Here is a 17,107-nt window from a genome sequence, read left to right as displayed (position 1 = left end):
CCCTGTAGGAGCTGCCGAAGGCTGCGATCTTTTGCTTTTAACGGCGTTTGCTGCCACCGAGTAACGAGCCCATCAACCCACGCACCAACTGTCGACCCAACTGATTGGCCGCCTGTCGCATGGCCGATTTCAGCGCCTGCCCTGCCGCCGTGCCGAGGAATTCCCCGGCCTTGTCGGTGAAGCTCGGCTCCTCTGGTGCCGATTTACCCGGCGTCGCGTCGGGCTCCGGCGCCAGGCCTTTGCGCCCCATCAGCACTTCATAAGCGGACTCACGGTCAATCGGTTTGTCATAACGCCCTTGCAACGACGAACCGGCGATCAGCGCCGCGCGCTCGGCTTCGCTCAACGGCCCGATCCGCGATTGCGGCGGTGCGACCAAAACGCGCTGGACCATCCCCGGCGTGCCTTTGTCCTGCAACGTGCCGACCAGCGCCTCGCCAATCCCCAGCTCGGTCAATACCGACAGGGCATCGAATGCCGGGTTCGGCCGGAAGCCCTCGGCCACCGCTCGCAGGGATTTCTGCTCCTTGGCGGTGAACGCGCGCAAACCATGCTGGATACGCAGGCCCAGTTGAGCCAGCACGTCATCCGGCAGATCGCCCGGTGATTGCGTGACGAAATACACGCCCACGCCTTTCGAGCGAATCAGCCGCACCACTTGCTCCAGACGCTCCTGCAAAGCCTTGGGCGTACCGGCGAACAACAAATGCGCCTCGTCGAAAAACAGCGCCAGCAGCGGTTTTTCGGCATCGCCACGCTCCGGCAGTTGCTCGAACAGTTCAGCCAGCAACCACAGCAGGAACGTCGCATAGACCTTCGGTGCTTCGTGCACCAGACGACTGGCATCGAGCAAGTGAATGCGCCCGCGACCCTCGGCGGTCGGCTGCAGGATGTCTTCGAGTTGCAGCGCCGGCTCGCCGAACAGCGCTTCTGCGCCTTGCTGCTCCAGGGTCGCCAGTCGGCGCAACAGCGCCTGGCTGGAGCCGGTGGTCATCAACGCGGCGTCGTCGCCCAGCAATTCGGGGTTATCACGCAGGTGATTGAGCAGCGCCTTCAAGTCCTTGAGGTCCAGCAATAACAGCCCTTCGCGGTCCGCGACCTTGAAAGCGGCGTACAGCGCCGACTGCTGGCTGTCGGTCAGTTCCAGCAGGGCGCCAATCAATAACGGCCCCATTTCGCTCAAGGTTGTGCGCAACGGATGACCGGACTGACCGTGGATGTCCCACAGGGTTACCGGATACGCCTGAGGTTTATGGTTCAGCCAGGGCATCCCGGCGATGCGTTCGGCGATCTTGCCTTGCGGGCTGCCAGCAGCGCCCAGGCCGCACAGGTCACCTTTGATATCCGCTGCAAACACCGCCACGCCGGCATCGCTGAAAGCTTCGGCCAGTCGTTGCAAAGTGACGGTTTTACCGGTCCCGGTAGCGCCCGCGACCAGACCGTGACGGTTCGCCAGGCGCATGGCCTGGGCAATCGGCTGTCCCGCGAGATCGGCACCGATAACGAGTTGCAATGAGTCAGGCATTTTGTCACCCATGGTTAATCTTTGATCGATCACGGCCGATATTAAAGACTGAATAGCGTCGGTAATTCCCTAAGGAGAGGACGGAAATATCAGCTTACTTTCAACACTGCCCGTTTTGCGTGCCGTTATAAAAGCACGCTCTGGACATTAAGACCTTAGCGGAACCCCAAGCCATGAACAAAAATCTGCGCTTCAGCCATAAAATCCTGCTTGCCGCCGCCCTCATCGTCATTGCCGCCTTTGCCTCGTTTACCCTGTACAACGACTACCTGCAGCGCAATGCAATACGCAATGACCTGGACAACTATCTGCAAGAAATGGGCAGCGTGACGGCCAATAATATCCAGACCTGGCTGGCCGGACGCAGCCTGCTGATCGAAAACCTGTCACAAAACGTCGCACTGAACGCCGACCTCGGCAACGTCTCCAAGCTACTTGAGCAGAAGGCGGTGACGTCGACCTTCATGGGCGCCTATCTGGGCAACAAGGATGGCACCTTCATCATCCGCCCTGACAGCAAAATGCCGGATGGCTATGACCCTCGCGTCCGCCCTTGGTACAAGAGCGCCCAAAGCACCAGCGGCTCGGCGCTGACCGAACCGTATATCGATCTCGCGTCTGGCCAGTTGGTCATTTCCATCGTTAACAGTGTGCTCAAGGACGGTCAAAACATCGGCGTGGTCGGTGGTGACCTGAGCTTGCAAGTGATCGCCGACAGCCTCAACGCGCTGGACTTCGACGGCATGGGTTATGCTTTCCTGGTCAGCGCCGACGGCAAGATCCTGGCTCACCCGGACAAAGCCCTGGTGATGAAGTCCCTGAACGAGGCGTATCCGAAAAACACCCCGCGCATCAGCAGCGATTTCAGTGAAATCGACGCCGACGGCAAGACCCGCATCGTCACGTTCACCCCGATTAAAGGCCTGTCCTCGGTGAACTGGTACATCGGTCTGTCGGTGGATAAAGACAAAGCCTACTCGATGCTCAGCGAATTCCGCGCCTCGGCGGTCGTTGCGACCATCATTGCAGTAGCGATCATCATTGCCCTGCTGGGCATGTTGATCCGCATCCTGATCCAGCCATTGCACGTGATGACCCGCGCCATGGCAGACATTGCCGACGGCGAAGGCGACCTGACCAAGCGCCTGACCATCCAGAACAATGACGAATTCGGCACCCTCGGCACGGCATTCAACCGCTTCGTGGAACGTATTCACGGTTCGATCCGCGAAGTGTCCTCGGCCACCGGGCAAGTAAACGAAGTGGCCCTGCGTGTCGTGGCCGCCTCGAATTCGTCGATGTTCAACTCCGACCAGCAAGCCTCGCGCACCAGCAGCGTGGCTGCGGCAATCAACCAACTCGGGGCCGCCGCCCAGGAAATTGCGCGCAACGCCGCGCAAGCGTCGAGTCAGGCCAGCGATGCCCGCAGCCTGGCCGAAGACGGTCAGCAAGTCGTGGATCGCAGCATTGCCGCGATGAATCAACTGTCGAGCATGCTCAGCGCCTCGAGCACCAACATCGAATCGCTGAACAGCAAAACCGTGAACATCGGGCAGATTCTCGAAGTGATCACCAGCATTTCCCAGCAAACCAACCTGCTGGCGCTCAACGCGGCCATCGAAGCGGCGCGGGCGGGTGAAGCCGGACGTGGTTTTGCCGTGGTGGCCGACGAAGTCCGCAACCTGGCGCACCGCACTCAGGAATCGGCGCAACAGGTACAGACCATGATCGAGGAGCTGCAAGTCGGCGCCCGCGAGTCGGTCAGCACCATGAGTGACAGCCAGCGTCACAGCCAGGACAGCGTGGAAATCGCCAACCTGGCCGGCGAGCGCCTGAACAGCGTGACCTTGCGCATCGGCGAAATCGACGGCATGAACCAGTCGGTGGCGACCGCGACCGAGGAACAGCATGCCGTGGTTGAGTCGATCAACGTGGACATTACCGAGATCAACACGCTGAACCAGGAAGGGGTGGAAAACCTGCAAGCGACGTTGCGCGCGTGCTCGGACCTTGAGCAGCAGGCGGCGCGTCTTAAACAATTGGTAGGTAGTTTCCGCATTTAACGTCTGATAGGGCCCCATCGCGAGCAGGCTCGCTCCCACAGGTTCAGCGCCGGACCTTGTGGGAGCGAGCCTGCTCGCGATAGCGGTCTGTAACACACCGCAAAAACCTCGCTGACACCCCCGCCACAAAACCCCAAACGAACATCTATCCTTCATAAAGGTCAACCAAGGGAGAACAACGGCCCGGAGGGATGTTCATCGTGCATATCGCGGACATAACCATGTTCTACGCCCCTGCCAGCGGTGGCGTGCGCACGTATCTGGATGCAAAACATCGTCGCCTGGGCAACAAGCCGGGCATTCGCCACAGTCTGCTGATCCCTGGGTCACACCTGAGTGAAAAGGATGGTATCTACACGGTTCCGGCTCCCGCCCTGCCGTTCGGCAAGGGTTACCGCTTCCCCCTCCGTCTCGCGCCCTGGCGCAATGTCCTGCAGGATTTACAACCCGATCTGATCGAAGTCGGCGACCCTTACCTCACTGCCTGGGCTGCCCTGGACGCGCGGCGGCAACTCGATGTGCCGGTGATCGGCTTTTATCACTCGGACCTGCCGCTGCTGGTCAGCAATCGCATGGGCAACTGGGTGACAACGAATGTCGAGGCCTATGTCCGCAAGCTCTATGGCAACTTCGACCGGGTTCTGGCGCCGAGCCAGGTCATGGCCGACAAACTGATCGGTCTGGGGGTGAAGAACGTGTTCGTACAGCCCCTGGGTGTCGATTTGCAAACCTTCCGACCCACTGCCCGAGATCCCGGCCTGCGAGCCGAACTGGGCATCAATGAAAACACTCACCTGCTGATCTTCGCCGGGCGCGGCTCCAAGGAAAAAAACCTGCCGGTGCTGCTCGATTGCATGAAACGCCTGGGCCGTCGCTATCACTTGTTGCTGGTGGGTTCGTCAATGCCGGCGGTGGTGCCGGACAACGTCACCGTGATCAATGAATTCTGCGCGGCGGCACAAGTCGCCCGGTTGATGGCCAGCGCCGATGCGTTACTGCATGCCGGTGATCAGGAAACCTTCGGCCTGGTGATTCTTGAAGCCATGGCCAGCGGTATTCCGGTGGTGGCCGTGGCGGCCGGGGCCTTTCAGGAGATCGTCACCGATCAATGCGGCTTGCTCTGTGCGCCGAATAATTCACTGGCGATGGCCAACGCGGTGCGCGAGCTGTTCGGTTCGGGTAGCGCTGTTCTGGGCAGACAGGCACGCAGCCATGTCGAGCAGCATTATTCCTGGGACACCGTGGTCAACAGCCTGCTGGGTCACTATCACGCGGTACTCGGCAGTCAATGGCCGCTGACCGCCAATGGTTGAGCCCATGAACCCTCCCAGCCTGTTACTGGTGCTGCACGACGTCGCACCGCAAACCTGGGCCGATTACCAACCCTTTGTCGAAGCCGTCGACGCCTTGGGTGAAGTACCGATGACCTGGCTGGTGGTGCCGGACTTCCATAAGCACAACGATCTGGATGCCCATCCGGGTTTTCGACGCTTGCTCACCAGCCGTATCGCCCGAGGCGACGAACTGGTGTTGCACGGCTACTTTCATTGCGATGACAACCCGAATCCCGGTAATCCACGAGACTGGTTCATGCGTCGGATCTACACCCACGAAGGCGAGTTTTACAGCCTGTCCCGGGAAGCCGCGCTTGCCCGGCTACGCGCCGGCATCGAAGTCTTCCACCGTTACAACTGGCCGCTGGAGGGTTTCGTCGCCCCGGCCTGGTTGATGAGCGAAGGTACGCGTGAGGCCTTGCGTCAGTTACCGCTGGGTTATACCAGCGATTCGCAGCATCTCTACCGTCTGCCGGATTTCACTGCGATCGATGCCCCCGGCCTGGTCTGGAGCGCGCGCAGTGCCTGGCGCCGGGGCCTGTCGAAACTGGTCAGCGATCAGCGCGAACAACGCTGGCGGCAAGCGCCGGTGATTCGTCTCGGCCTGCACCCGGTGGACATGCGCCACGAGTTCTCGCGCACCTACTGGCTGCACACCCTCAAACGCATGCTCGACGAAGGACGTGTGCCAATGACCAAGTCCCGCTGGCTGTCGCTGCAAACCGACCGCGTCGGTCGCGCCGCATGAGCCGGGGGATTGTGTTACTCGTCGCGCTGCTCGCAGCGGTGCTGATTCCGTCGCTGCTGGGTGGTAACGAAACCTGGTATCGACTGCAAAACTTTCCGCTGGTGTGGTTGCTGATCATGTTCGGCATGATTCTGCTGTGCTGGGTGCTGAACACGATGCGCTTGCGCCTGTTGTTGGGCGACCAGCGCGATAAGGTGAGCCGGGGCAAAAGCCTCGGGGTCGTCATGGCCGCCGAGTTTGCCTATTGCGCCACACCGGGCGGCAGCGGCGGCCCGCTGACGATCATGGCACTGCTGGCGCGCAATGGTGTGCGTCCGGCCAGAGGCAGCGCCGTGTTTGCCATGGACCAACTGAGCGATCTGCTGTTCTTCCTGTGTGCACTGAGCGGAATTCTGATTTATGCGCTGTTCCAGCACCTCAGCGAACGCATGGAATGGTTGCTGACCGTCAGCGCCCTATCGATGTTTGGCGGATTGCTCACTTGCGTGGTGGTGGCCCGCTACCACCGTTTGCTGATACGTCTGAGCGGTCGGTTGCTCGTTCGCCTCAATGTCCAGGGCACCACACGCCTGCGCTGGGCGCGAAAACTCCTGCACTTTCTGGCGGCTTTTACAGACACGCTGAAGTTACCCTTTCAGACATTGATCACGGTGTTTGCCCTGACCTGCCTGCATTGGCTCTTGCGTTATAGCGTGCTGTATCTGGCATTGCGGGGGCTCGGAGCGGATTTGCAGTGGGCCTGGAGCTTTCTGATCCAGATGCTTTCGCTGAGCGCGGGTCAGTTCAGCCTGTTGCCGGGCGGTGCCGGGGCAGCGGAGTTGACGTCGGCGGCATTGTTGGCACCGATGGTGGGGAAATCTACTGCGGCAGCGGCGATTCTGATCTGGCGGGCGGTGACGTATTACTTCTATTTGCTGGTCGGTGGCCCGGTGTTTTTGCTAATGCTCGGACGACCGCTGCTCAAAAAATTGATGAAATTCAAACAAGCCTGAAAGATCGCAGCCTTCGGCAGCTCCTACATTGATCGCATTCCCCTGTAGGAGCTGCCGAAGGCTGCGATCTTTTCAGGCCTGCCCGGGTTTATCGTCGGACTCATCCTGCAATTGCTCCCACAACTCGGCCGCACCGGGAAACTCCGTACCGTCCTCGGGGCTCATGTCATCCGGGTCGTAGCGACTCAAACAGCCCTCTCCCAACGTGGCGGGAGCCTTGGAAGTGGCTTTGTCCAGTGGGTCGGTCATGCTCATGTCCTCAGTGCTGAAACGGCGAAGGGCCTGAAGCGATTGAACGCCCAGGCCCTTCGAATTTCAACCGTGTTATGTCCCTGTCAGAACACGACAGTCTTGTTGCCGTGCACCAGCACCCGATCTTCCAGGTGATAACGCAGACCACGGGCCAGCACCATCTTCTCGACGTCACGACCGAAACGCACCATGTCTTCGATGCTGTCGCTGTGGCTGACGCGCACAACGTCCTGTTCGATGATCGGCCCCGCGTCCAGCTCTTCGGTCACGTAATGGCAAGTAGCACCGATCAACTTGACCCCACGCATGGAGGCTTGGTGATAAGGCTTGGCCCCAACGAACGAAGGCAGGAAGCTATGGTGAATGTTGATAACCTTGTGGGCATATTCGCTGCACAACTCGGGCGGCAGGATTTGCATGTAACGGGCAAGTACCACCACTTCGGCATCGTGCTGTTTGACCAGGCGCGAGACTTCGGCGAATGCCGGTTCTTTATCCTGCGGATTGACCGGTACGTGGTAATACGGAATACCGTGCCACTCGACCATGCTGCGCAAGTCGTCATGGTTGGAAATCACACAGGAAATTTCGCAGTCCAGTTCATCGCTGTGCCAGCGGTGCAGCAAGTCGGCGAGGCAGTGGGATTCGCGGCTGGCCATCAACACCACACGCTTCTTTTGCGCGGTATCGGTGATGCGCCAGTTCATCGAGAACTCTTCGGCAATGGGCGCAAATGCTTCGCGAAAGGCTTCGAGACCGAAAGGCAGCGAATCGGCACGAATCTCGTGCCGCATGAAGAACCAGCCACTGAGATTGTCCGAATGGTGGCTCGCTTCAGTGATCCAGCCGTTATGTGACGCCAGAAAGTTACTGACTTTAGCAACGATGCCGACGCGGTCCGGGCAAGCAATCACCAGCCGAAAAGTGCGCATGAGGGGGGAACTCCAGAACTTCGCAAAGGCCGCCATTCTAGCGATTGCGCAGCAAAACTGCAGTATTGATGATGCCTGGCGTTGCACGAAGGTGGGCGACACAGGTTTTGGCTGCGCCCGCTACCCGCGCGATGGTGCTCTTATAGCCATTCTTCAAGAGCCCAATTGTGAATATCTGTGAGGCCTGCTTGACGATATTTAACTATGCATCCAATTTGCGGCCTAGTCGCCATAACTAAATTAAATAAACCCCGGTTAAATGTTTACTTGATGAAACACCCTGACTATTATTGCCGCACTGTCACCTGCCATCCAGCGCCCAACATAAGGTAGTCCCCATGTCCTTGATCAACGAATATCGTGCCACCGAAGAAGCTATCAAAGAGCTGCAAGCCCGTTTGAAGAACCTGTCCCAAGACGACAAACTGCAAACCGAGCTGGAATTCGAAGGCAAACTGCGCACCCTGATGGGCGAATACTCCAAGTCCCTGCGTGACATCATCTCGCTGTTGGATCCAGAATCCAAAACCAAGGCTCCACGCGGCGGCGCAGTAAAAACTACTGGCACCAAGCGTGCTCGCAAAGTTAAACAATACAAAAACCCGCACAACGGCGAAGTCATCGAAACCAAAGGTGGCAACCACAAAACTCTGAAAGAGTGGAAAGCCAAGTGGGGCGGTGACGTGGTTGAAGGCTGGGCTACCCTGCTGGGCTAAGCCGCAAAGCTTGTTTTCGCGACAAAAAATAACGCCAGCATACGCTGGCGTTTTTTTATGCCCTGAATTCAGGCCGGGATATGTTCGATTTCAAAGATTCAAACGTTTGCGTAATCCCTGGACATACTTGTCCCACTCACTGAGCACCTCCCGCTGAAACGAAGTCGCTGTAATGCTCAATTGGGCCGCGGCTTCCACAAAAGTTTCCAGCGTATTTGGCGCTCCCCACTCGGGGGCTGACAAACGTTTCAGACAGAATATTCGCCAGCGTTCTTGCTCTTCGAAACTCAACGTGTCGGGAAAGTTGCGTGCGCGATACCGAAACAATAATTCCGGCAAACGTTCATCATCGAAAGGCCATTGTTCTTTCGCTAATTGGGCAGGGTCGGCAAGCCTGACTTGCTCACATAGACGCCGATCCCGATCGCCGATAAAACCATCGTATAACTGTTGCTCAGGGTCCTGGCTCGGAGTGAAGTCCTCGCTGGCATAAATAGCCTGAACTTTATCTCGCCAAACTTTTTGTGCGTCACTTAGCCGCAGCGCGCGCTCCTGATAGAGCGCCATATCCAGCTCCAGGCGTTGCTGATCTTCGGCACGAAGTACCGACAAGGGTGCCACCACCGGGCACTTGTTGATGTGTATGAGTTTGAGCGGCACCGGCAACTCGCCATCGGCCAAGTCATCACGGCGGGTGTACAAGCGCTGGCGCAAGGTGTCTGCATCCAGATCGAGCAAGCCCTGAGGATCCAGGTGCAGGTCACAGACAATCAAGGCGTTCTTGTTGCGCGGGTGCCAGGCCAAGGGCAGCACCACACCGACATAACTGCGTGCCGCCGAAAAGCGCCCGGAAATGTGCACCATCGGCTGTAACAAGCGAATCTGATCCATCACCTTTTGTTTGCCGCGTAACTGAAACAGCCAGTCGTACAGCTTCGGCTGCTTTTCCCGAATCAGACGCGCCAACGCAATGGTGGCGCGAACGTCCGACAACGCTTCATGGGCATTGCCATGATCAATGCCATTGGCGGCGGTCAGGCGTTCAAGCTTGAGCGTCACCCGCCCTTCGTCATCCGTCGGCCAAACGAGACCATCGGGTCGCAAGGCATACGCCGCACGCACCACATCGATCAGATCCCAGCGGCTGTTACCGCCCTGCCACTCGCGGGCGTAGGGATCGAAAAAGTTTCGGTACAGGCTGTAGCGGGTCATCTCGTCATCGAAACGCAAGGTGTTGTACCCCGCGCCACAGGTGCCCGGCGTTGCCAGCTGGGCATGCACCCGGGTCATGAAATCGGCCTCGCTCAGGCCTTGTTCGGCCAGACGGCCGGGCGTAATACCGGTGATCGCGCACGCTGCCGGATGCGGCAGGATGTCTTCACTGGGCTGGCAGTAGAGGTTGACCGGCTCGTCTATTTCATTGAGGTCAAAATCGGTGCGAATCCCCGCCACTTGCAGCGGGCGGTCGCAACGGGGGTTGATGCCAGTGGTTTCATAGTCGTACCAGAAGATGGAGGTCACGGGCTATTCCTGAACTGAAGATCGGCGAAGTCTAGGCGTTCACATCCCGCCCCGGCCAGTAATCTTGTCATTCAACCATCTCTCGCTACTCACCGTGCAATACATAGTTATGTCGTTTTCCCCCGTGAGGCTGCTAGCATCGGACGCACAGAGAATCCCGATCAGGCCACATCATCAGGTTGCCCATGCTCGAGACCACAGCACTGCAAAGGAAAGCGACGCTGTCCCCGCCCCTGGATACGCGGTATCAGGTCGAAACGCCGGAAGGCATCGACTTGCCACTGCGCCCGGCCGGGTTGATGGTTCGTGCGCTGGCGTTCGCCATCGACCTTGGGCTACGCGGGTTGATCCTCGGGTTGCTGTTTATTGTCCTCGCCTTCCTCGGAAAACTCGGTGCCGGGCTGGGCTCGATTCTGCTGTTCGTGGTGAGCTGGTGGTACATGGTGCTGTTCGAGGTGCTCAATCAAGGGCGCTCGCCGGGCAAGCAGTGGATGGGCCTGCGGGTGGTGCAGGACGACGGCACGCCGATCGGCTGGTCCGCGTCGCTGCTGCGCAACCTGCTGCGATTTGTCGACCTGTTGCCGTTTGGCTATTTCCTCGGGGCCATCAGTTGCCTGCAACACCCCAGTTTCAAACGCCTCGGCGACCTGGCCGCCGGCACGCTGGTGATCTACCGCGAACAACCGCTCACCCGCCCCCAACTCCCTGCCGCCGAACCACGACGACCGCCCTTTGTCCTGACGCTGACCGAGCAACGTGCCATTCTCGGGTTTGCCGAACGCCAGGGTGAACTCTCCGAGGCGCGGGCCCTTGAACTCGCATCCATCCTCGCCCAACCGTTGCAGGTTCCAGCCCCACGGGCGGTGGCCGAACTCAACGGCATCGCCCGCGGCTTGTTGGGCCCCACATGAAGCAAAGTCTTTTCGAGAGTCGCCACAAGGCCGAATGGGAGCAGTTTTCCCTCATGCTCCAAAGGCTGGAGCACAACAAGGAAACATCACCAGTCGCGAATTTCCCGAAAGACTATCGAAGGCTCTGCCAACACCTGGCCCTGGCTCAGGAACGGGGTTACAGCAGCTTTCTCATCGACTCGTTGCAGCAACAGGTCCTGCGCGGGCATCAACAGCTGTATCGGCATCGCAGCCGACTGGGTGCCAATGTGCTGGGTTTCATCCTGGCGGATTTCCCGCGACTGGTGCGTGAACAGTGGCGCTTCGTGCTCGCCGCCGGCCTGATGTTTTTTGGCAGCCTGCTCGGCATCGCCTTGCTGGTGTATCTGTTCCCGGACCTGGTCTACAACCTGATCCCGGCCGAACAGATCAGCGAGATGCAAGGCATGTACGACCCCGAAGCCGGTCACCTGGGGCGCTCGGCGGAACGGGCGGCCAGTGAAGACTGGGTGATGTTCGGTTTCTACATCATGCACAACATTGGCATTGCCTTTCAGACCTTTGCCAGCGGCTTGCTGTTTGGCCTGGGCAGCGCGTTTTTCCTGTTCTTCAACGGTTTGATGATTGGCGCGGTGGCCGGGCATCTGACGCATATCGGCTATGGGCAAACCTTCTGGTCTTTCGTGATCGGCCACGGTGCCTTCGAACTCAGTGCCATTGCCCTGGCCGGTGCCGCCGGCCTGCAGCTGGGCTGGGCATTGATCGCACCGGGGCGCCTGCCTCGCGCCGAGGCCTTGAGATTGGCGGCGCGCAAGAGCGTGCTGCTGATTTGCGGGGTCATGCTGTTTCTGCTGATTGCCGCGTTTATCGAAGCCTACTGGTCGTCCATGACCGGGGTCGCGCCCATGACCAAGTACCTGGTCGGCGCGGCACTCTGGTTATTGGTGGCGATGTATCTGCTGTTTGCCGGACGGACCCGCCATGCGCCTGAGTGACGCTACGGTGGTGATCCGCCCTCGTTCGACCTGGGAGGCCATGGACCTTGGCGTCCTGCTGAGCCAGCGGCACCGACGCCTGTTGATGACCAGTTGGGCCATCGTGACCTTGCCGGTTTTCGCCCTGCTCACCTTGCTGCTGTGGGATTCACCCTCCCTCGCCGCATTCATTTTCTGGTGGCTGAAACCGGCGTTCGAACGCCTGCCGCTGTACATCCTGTCCAAAGCCATGTTCGGTGAAACGCCCACGTTGAAACAGGCGCTGCGCCAATGGCCGCGACTGCTCAAGCCACAACTGCTGGCCAGCCTGACCTGGCGACGCCTGAGCCTGAGTCGCAGTTTCCTGATGCCGGTGATGCAACTCGAAGGCTTGAGTGGTCAGGCACGACAACAGCGATTGCAGGTGCTGTTGCAGCGCGACGGCGGTGCAGCACGGTGGCTGACGATCATCGGCGTGCATCTGGAAAGTGCGCTGTGGATCGGCCTGATGGTGCTGTTCTACATGCTCCTGCCGCAACAGGTCGAACTCGACTGGAGCTGGCAGACGTTGCTGTCCGCCGCCACACAAGACTGGCGTTGGCTGGAGCATCTGACCAATGTGTTTTACGTGTTGGTGCTGGTGGTGTGGGAACCGATCTACGTGGCCTGCGGCTTCAGCCTTTATCTGAACCGGCGCACGGTGCTGGAGGCGTGGGATATCGAGCTGGTGTTCCGCCGCCTGCGCCAACGTATGAGCAGCGCCGCCATCACCCTGCTACTGGCGGCTTTTCTACTGATGCCAACGGGGCAAAGCGTCTGGGCTGCCGAGCCGGATATTTCCCCCGACAGTCCGCGTCTGCTGGACCAGCCATTGACCAGCCAAGCGTCCCGGGACAGCATCAAGGCGATCCTCGATCAGCCCCCGTTCAAGAACAAGGAAACGGTCACGCGCTATCGCTTTGGCGAGGACAAGCCGGGCACAGAAAACGCAGACGATGGCAAAACACCTGAATGGCTGAAGGTGCTGCTCAAGCTGCTGGACAGTCAACGCTTCGGCACAGTGGCCACATTGATTGAGGTCTTGCTATGGGGTGTGGTCATCGGCGCTGCAGGTTTGGTGATCTGGCATTACCGTGACTGGTTGCAAGCCTTCGTCAGTCGTCGACCGACCTTGAAGCGTAAAGTCGCGCGACCGTTACCGCAGCATGCGTTCGGCCTGGACCTCAATCGCGAAACCCTGCCTGCCGACATCGCCGCCAGCGCCGAAAGCCTCTGGCAATCCAACCCTCGCCAGGCCCTCGGATTGCTCTATCGCGCGCTGCTCAGCCACCTGTTGCACGACTACAACATAGCGCTGAAATCCGCCGACACCGAAGGCGAAGTGCTGGAGCGCATCGAACAACTGCAACAACCCGCGCTGCTGGCCTTCAGTAAAAAACTGACCGGGCACTGGCAGAACATGGCCTACGGGCATCGCTTGCCACCCGCACATTTGCAGCAGGAACTCTGCGACGGCTGGCGTACCTTGTTCGGCCCGGGAGCGGCGCGTTGAACCGGCGACTGTGGCTGGCGACCGGCGTGTTCATCGCCGTGCTACTGGGCGCGCTGAGTGTTTATCTGTACGCCAAGGCGACGCCCTATCCCGCAGAAATCGATCACGGCCCCTCGCCCGAAGCCCAGGCCAACCCTTATCTGGCCGCCGAGCATTTTTTGCGCAAACAGGGCCTGACCGTCAGCCATGCCAACAGCCTCGACATCCTGCCCAGCCTGGAACCCCATCAGCACAGTCTGTTGCTGCTCGGAGACCGGTACAACATGACTCCGCGTCAGATTGATCAAGTGATGAACTGGACCCGGGCCGGCGGGCGTCTTTTGTTCGTCGCCCAGTCGCTGTGGGATGAAAAACTTGGCCAAAGCAATGACCTGCTGCTCGACCGGGTGCAGTTGCACCAATCACTGAGCAAAGACCTCAAGGATCCGCCACCCGACACCGGCAACGACCCCTACCCCAAACTGACCAAGCTCTATCTCGAAGACGAAGACGCACCGGCCTACGCCGGTTTCGATACCGCGTTTCATCTCGAAGACCCGAAAAACCTCGCCCAGGCGTGGGCCAACAGTGGCAAGGCCACGCACATGATGCAGCTGAGTCACGGGCTCGGGTCGATCATCGTGGTCACCGACGCCGACCTGTGGAAAACCCCGGCTATCGACCAATACGACAACGCCTGGCTGCTCTGGTACCTGACCGCAGACACAAACGTGACCCTGCTGTTCAATACCGATCACGACAGCCTGCTGACCTTGCTGCTGCGCTATTTCCCACAGGCGTTGGTCGCCCTCATTGGCCTGATCGGCCTTGGCCTCTGGCACGTCGGTGTGCGCCATGGCCCGTTGATTGAACCGGCACCGAGAGCCCGTCGGCAACTTCAGGAACACCTGCGCGCCAGCGCCGATTTCATGTTGCGCCGCAACGGTCAGGACAGCCTGCTGCAAGCCTTGCAGCAAGACATCCTGCGCCGCGTGCGGCGCCGTCATCCCGGTTTTGAACAACTCGGCGTCGCCGAACAATGGCTGGTGCTCGCACGCATGACCGGCCAACCTACACGCGCTATCAGCCAGGCCATGAGCCCGCGACCGAAGCAACGGCTATCCAGCGTTGAATTCAGCCGTCAGGTCGCCCACCTGCAAACCTTGAGGAACGCCTTATGAGTGAACACGTCGAGCCCGGCGCACCCAGCCATGCCGCGCAGCAACGCCAGCGCGCCAGTCAGTTGGCCCAGGCAGTCAGGGCTGAATTGCAAAAAGCGGTGATCGGCCAGAACACGGTGATCGACGACGTGCTCACCGCGCTGATTGCCGGCGGCCATGTGCTACTCGAAGGCGTGCCGGGGCTGGGCAAAACCTTGTTGGTGCGCGCCCTCGCCCGCTGCTTCGGCGGCGAGTTCGCGCGCATCCAGTTCACCCCGGACCTGATGCCCAGCGATGTCACCGGGCACGCGGTGTACGACTTGCAGACCGAGCAATTCAAACTGCGCAAAGGACCGTTATTCACCAACCTGCTGCTCGCCGACGAAATCAACCGCGCTCCGGCGAAAACCCAGGCTGCGCTGCTCGAAGCCATGCAGGAACGGCAAGTCACCCTCGAAGGCCGCGCCCTGCCCATCGCGCAGCCGTTCATGGTGCTCGCCACGCAAAACCCCATCGAACAGGAAGGTACTTACCCGCTGCCGGAAGCCGAACTCGACCGCTTCATGCTCAAGGTGCGCATGGACTATCCCGACGCCGAACAGGAGTTGAACATGGTGCGTCAGGTCAGCCGCTCGACACGGGCCGACATGCTCGACGTGCAGCCGCTGCGCACCGTGTTGCAAGCCAAGGACGTGATGGCTTTGCAACGCATCGCCAGTGATCTGCCGCTGGACGATCAGGTCCTCGACTACGCCATACGCCTGGCCCGCACCACCCGCAGCTGGCCCGGCCTGACCCTCGGCGCCGGGCCTCGGGCATCCATTGCCCTGGTGCGCTGTGCACGGGCGCGGGCCTTGTTGCGCGGCGGCGAGTTCGTGATTCCGGATGACATAAAGGGCTGCGCGCTGGCGGTGCTGCGCCATCGCGTGCGCATCGCGCCGGAGCTGGATATCGAGGGGCTGGAGGTTGATCACGTGTTGCGGCAACTGCTCGATCAAGTACCGGCGCCACGGTTGTGAACGTCGTGGCCCGGATAGAAGATCGCAGCCTTCGGCAGCTCCTACGCCGAACGCGCGCACCTGTAGGAGCTGCCGAAGGCTGCGATCTTTTGATCTGGCTGCACGGTGTCACACCATGAAACCCTCGCGCCTGCTACTGATCTGGCTCGCGATCCTGCTGGCCATCGGCATCGTTCTGGGCACATTGCGAGCGCTGGACATCGCGGTTCCATCGAGCCTGCTGTCAATCAACTGGGGATTACTGCTGGCGCTACTGGCCCAGGCAATACTCGACGCCATCCGCCTCAAGCGCCTGCCCTCACCCCGCGTAAAACGACAAATGCCCGGCAGCCTGGCGCTCGGCCGTTGGGGCGAAGTGCGACTGGAAGTCGAGCACGACTTTCCCCAGCCACTGAACATCCAGATTTTCGACCACGTACCGGACGGCCTGAGCTTCGAAAACCTTCCCCTGTCGGTCGAACTTCACCCCGACCAGCACAGCCTGATCGGCTATCGCCTGCGCCCGCTCAAGCGCGGTCACTTCACCTTCGAACACTGTGAAATCAACCTGCCGAGCCCGTTGGGCCTGTGGTCCGGGAAACGCCTGCTGAGCGTGACCGACCACACCCGCGTCTACCCCGACTTCGCCCGCCTCTACGGCGGCCAACTGCTGGCGGTAGACAACTGGCTCAGCCAACTCGGCGTGCGGCAGCGGCAACGACGCGGCCTGGGCCTGGAGTTTCATCAGTTACGGGAATTCCGCGAAGGCGACAGTTTGCGCCAGATCGACTGGAAAGCCACCGCCCGCCAGCGCACGCCGATTGCGCGGGAGTACCAGGACGAGCGTGACCAGCAGATCATTTTCATGCTTGATTGCGGTCGGCGTATGCGCAGTCAGGATGGTGAATTAGCGCATTTCGATCATGCGCTTAATGCGTGTCTGTTGCTGAGCTACGTGGCGTTGCGCCAGGGTGATGCCGTCGGGCTGTGCACGTTCGCCAGCGATCAGCCGCGCTATCTCGCCCCGGTGAAAGGTGCCGGGCAACTTAACGTAATACTTAACACCGTCTACGACCTGATCAGCACTCAACGCAGCGCCGACTACCAAGCCGCCACAACCCAACTACTGGCCCGGCAGAAACGGCGAGCGTTGGTGGTACTGGTGACTAATTTGCGGGACGAAGACGATGAAGAACTGCTCACGGCCGTCAATCGGCTGAGCAAGCTGCATCGGGTGCTGGTCGCCAGCCTCAGAGAAAATGTGCTCGACACTGCGCGACAATTACCGGTGCAAACCTTGTCGGAGGCGCTGATTTATTGCGGGACGGTGGATTACCTCAATGCCCGAGCCGAACTCCATGAACGCTTGAACGCCCATGGAGTTCCGGTGGTGGAGGCGCGAGCAGGGCTGTTGGGGCATGATCTGGTGACGAACTACATGGCCTGGAAGCGCGGCGGTGCGCCATGACGC

General features: G+C 60.0%; 15 protein-coding genes and 1 pseudogene. 12 read left to right on the top strand and 4 right to left on the bottom strand.

What is annotated here, in order from left to right:
- Positions 1 to 37: 37 nt before the first annotated feature.
- Positions 38 to 1,525 (bottom strand): helicase HerA-like domain-containing protein, encoded by a 1,488-nt coding sequence (locus ACYZUD_RS30300; protein WP_462021490.1) that lies wholly within the window; start codon positions 1,523 to 1,525, stop codon positions 38 to 40.
- A 173-nt stretch (positions 1,526 to 1,698) separates the two neighbouring features.
- Between ACYZUD_RS30300 and ACYZUD_RS30295 the strand changes: the two are divergent.
- The 5 genes and pseudogenes from ACYZUD_RS30295 to ACYZUD_RS30275 form a co-directional block, all read left to right on the top strand.
- A pseudogene (locus ACYZUD_RS30295) lies at positions 1,699 to 2,682 on the top strand (HAMP domain-containing protein); the annotation flags it as partial.
- Positions 2,683 to 2,823: 141 nt separating this feature from the next.
- A complete protein-coding gene (locus ACYZUD_RS30290; RefSeq protein WP_462025135.1) occupies positions 2,824 to 3,588 on the top strand; it encodes a methyl-accepting chemotaxis protein in 765 nt (254 codons plus the stop codon).
- A gap of 191 nt (positions 3,589 to 3,779) precedes the next feature.
- Entirely contained in the window at positions 3,780 to 4,901 is a 1,122-nt protein-coding gene (locus tag ACYZUD_RS30285; RefSeq protein ID WP_462021489.1) for a glycosyltransferase family 4 protein, read from the top strand.
- Positions 4,894 to 5,670, top strand: coding sequence for a DUF2334 domain-containing protein (locus tag ACYZUD_RS30280; protein ID WP_462021488.1), 777 nt, complete (start codon positions 4,894 to 4,896; stop codon positions 5,668 to 5,670). Before ACYZUD_RS30285 ends, ACYZUD_RS30280 begins: the two co-directional genes overlap by 8 nt.
- Entirely contained in the window at positions 5,667 to 6,662 is a 996-nt protein-coding gene (locus ACYZUD_RS30275) for a lysylphosphatidylglycerol synthase transmembrane domain-containing protein (RefSeq protein WP_462021487.1), read from the top strand. The genes ACYZUD_RS30280 and ACYZUD_RS30275 overlap by 4 nt, the downstream gene beginning before the upstream one ends.
- Positions 6,663 to 6,734: 72 nt before the next feature.
- Here ACYZUD_RS30275 and ACYZUD_RS30270 read toward each other — a convergent pair whose 3' ends face one another.
- Together ACYZUD_RS30270 and purU are read right to left on the bottom strand one after the other, a co-directional pair.
- On the bottom strand, positions 6,735 to 6,911 hold the full coding sequence (locus ACYZUD_RS30270) for a hypothetical protein (RefSeq protein WP_462021486.1): 177 nt from the start codon (positions 6,909 to 6,911) through the stop codon (positions 6,735 to 6,737).
- Between the two features lie 86 nt (positions 6,912 to 6,997).
- Positions 6,998 to 7,846, bottom strand: a complete 849-nt coding sequence (gene purU / locus ACYZUD_RS30265) for a formyltetrahydrofolate deformylase (RefSeq protein ID WP_462021485.1) — start codon at positions 7,844 to 7,846, stop codon at positions 6,998 to 7,000.
- A gap of 338 nt (positions 7,847 to 8,184) precedes the next feature.
- Here purU and mvaT point away from each other — a divergent pair, with 338 nt between their 5' ends.
- Entirely contained in the window at positions 8,185 to 8,562 is a 378-nt protein-coding gene (gene mvaT / locus ACYZUD_RS30260; RefSeq protein WP_462021484.1) for a histone-like nucleoid-structuring protein MvaT, read from the top strand.
- Between the two features lie 90 nt (positions 8,563 to 8,652).
- Here mvaT and sbcB read toward each other — a convergent pair whose 3' ends face one another.
- Entirely contained in the window at positions 8,653 to 10,083 is a 1,431-nt protein-coding gene (sbcB, locus tag ACYZUD_RS30255; protein ID WP_462021483.1) for an exodeoxyribonuclease I, read from the bottom strand.
- A 185-nt stretch (positions 10,084 to 10,268) separates the two neighbouring features.
- On the opposite strand from sbcB, the gene ACYZUD_RS30250 reads away from it, so the two are divergent.
- From ACYZUD_RS30250 to ACYZUD_RS30225, 6 genes are all read left to right on the top strand, one after another.
- Positions 10,269 to 10,994, top strand: coding sequence for an RDD family protein (locus ACYZUD_RS30250; protein ID WP_462021482.1), 726 nt, complete (start codon positions 10,269 to 10,271; stop codon positions 10,992 to 10,994).
- Entirely contained in the window at positions 10,991 to 11,968 is a 978-nt protein-coding gene (locus ACYZUD_RS30245; protein WP_462021481.1) for a stage II sporulation protein M, read from the top strand. Before ACYZUD_RS30250 ends, ACYZUD_RS30245 begins: the two co-directional genes overlap by 4 nt.
- Positions 11,955 to 13,499: a DUF4129 domain-containing protein gene (locus ACYZUD_RS30240; RefSeq protein ID WP_462021480.1), complete on the top strand. Its 1,545-nt coding sequence runs from the start codon at positions 11,955 to 11,957 to the stop codon at positions 13,497 to 13,499. Before ACYZUD_RS30245 ends, ACYZUD_RS30240 begins: the two co-directional genes overlap by 14 nt.
- A complete protein-coding gene (locus ACYZUD_RS30235) occupies positions 13,496 to 14,659 on the top strand; it encodes a DUF4350 domain-containing protein (protein WP_462021479.1) in 1,164 nt (387 codons plus the stop codon). The genes ACYZUD_RS30240 and ACYZUD_RS30235 overlap by 4 nt, the downstream gene beginning before the upstream one ends.
- Positions 14,656 to 15,657 (top strand): AAA family ATPase, encoded by a 1,002-nt coding sequence (locus tag ACYZUD_RS30230; protein ID WP_462021478.1) that lies wholly within the window; start codon positions 14,656 to 14,658, stop codon positions 15,655 to 15,657. The genes ACYZUD_RS30235 and ACYZUD_RS30230 overlap by 4 nt, the downstream gene beginning before the upstream one ends.
- A gap of 115 nt (positions 15,658 to 15,772) precedes the next feature.
- The gene (locus ACYZUD_RS30225) at positions 15,773 to 17,104 is read left to right on the top strand and encodes a DUF58 domain-containing protein (protein ID WP_462021477.1); all 1,332 of its coding nucleotides are present in this window, start codon (positions 15,773 to 15,775) and stop codon (positions 17,102 to 17,104) included.
- The last annotated feature ends 3 nt before the right edge of the window (positions 17,105 to 17,107 follow it).

It is taken from the genome of Pseudomonas sp. XS1P51 (genome assembly GCF_054897845.1).
The sequence above is the reverse complement of the archived record's forward strand: the minus strand, read 5'-3'. Positions and strand labels throughout refer to the sequence as shown.

Bases quoted from the DNA above. Each gene is read 5' to 3' on its own strand.
- ACYZUD_RS30300 (WP_462021490.1), bottom strand. From the start codon at position 1,525: ATGCCTGACTCATTGCAACTCGTTATCGGTGCCGATCTCGCGGGACAG.
- ACYZUD_RS30290 (WP_462025135.1), top strand. From the start codon at position 2,824: ATGTTCAACTCCGACCAGCAAGCCTCGCGCACCAGCAGCGTGGCTGCG.
- ACYZUD_RS30285 (WP_462021489.1), top strand. From the start codon at position 3,780: ATGTTCATCGTGCATATCGCGGACATAACCATGTTCTACGCCCCTGCC.
- ACYZUD_RS30280 (WP_462021488.1), top strand. From the start codon at position 4,894: ATGGTTGAGCCCATGAACCCTCCCAGCCTGTTACTGGTGCTGCACGAC.
- ACYZUD_RS30275 (WP_462021487.1), top strand. From the start codon at position 5,667: ATGAGCCGGGGGATTGTGTTACTCGTCGCGCTGCTCGCAGCGGTGCTG.
- ACYZUD_RS30270 (WP_462021486.1), bottom strand. From the start codon at position 6,911: ATGACCGACCCACTGGACAAAGCCACTTCCAAGGCTCCCGCCACGTTG.
- purU (WP_462021485.1), bottom strand. From the start codon at position 7,846: ATGCGCACTTTTCGGCTGGTGATTGCTTGCCCGGACCGCGTCGGCATC.
- mvaT (WP_462021484.1), top strand. From the start codon at position 8,185: ATGTCCTTGATCAACGAATATCGTGCCACCGAAGAAGCTATCAAAGAG.
- ACYZUD_RS30250 (WP_462021482.1), top strand. From the start codon at position 10,269: ATGCTCGAGACCACAGCACTGCAAAGGAAAGCGACGCTGTCCCCGCCC.
- ACYZUD_RS30245 (WP_462021481.1), top strand. From the start codon at position 10,991: ATGAAGCAAAGTCTTTTCGAGAGTCGCCACAAGGCCGAATGGGAGCAG.
- ACYZUD_RS30240 (WP_462021480.1), top strand. From the start codon at position 11,955: ATGCGCCTGAGTGACGCTACGGTGGTGATCCGCCCTCGTTCGACCTGG.
- ACYZUD_RS30230 (WP_462021478.1), top strand. From the start codon at position 14,656: ATGAGTGAACACGTCGAGCCCGGCGCACCCAGCCATGCCGCGCAGCAA.
- ACYZUD_RS30225 (WP_462021477.1), top strand. From the start codon at position 15,773: ATGAAACCCTCGCGCCTGCTACTGATCTGGCTCGCGATCCTGCTGGCC.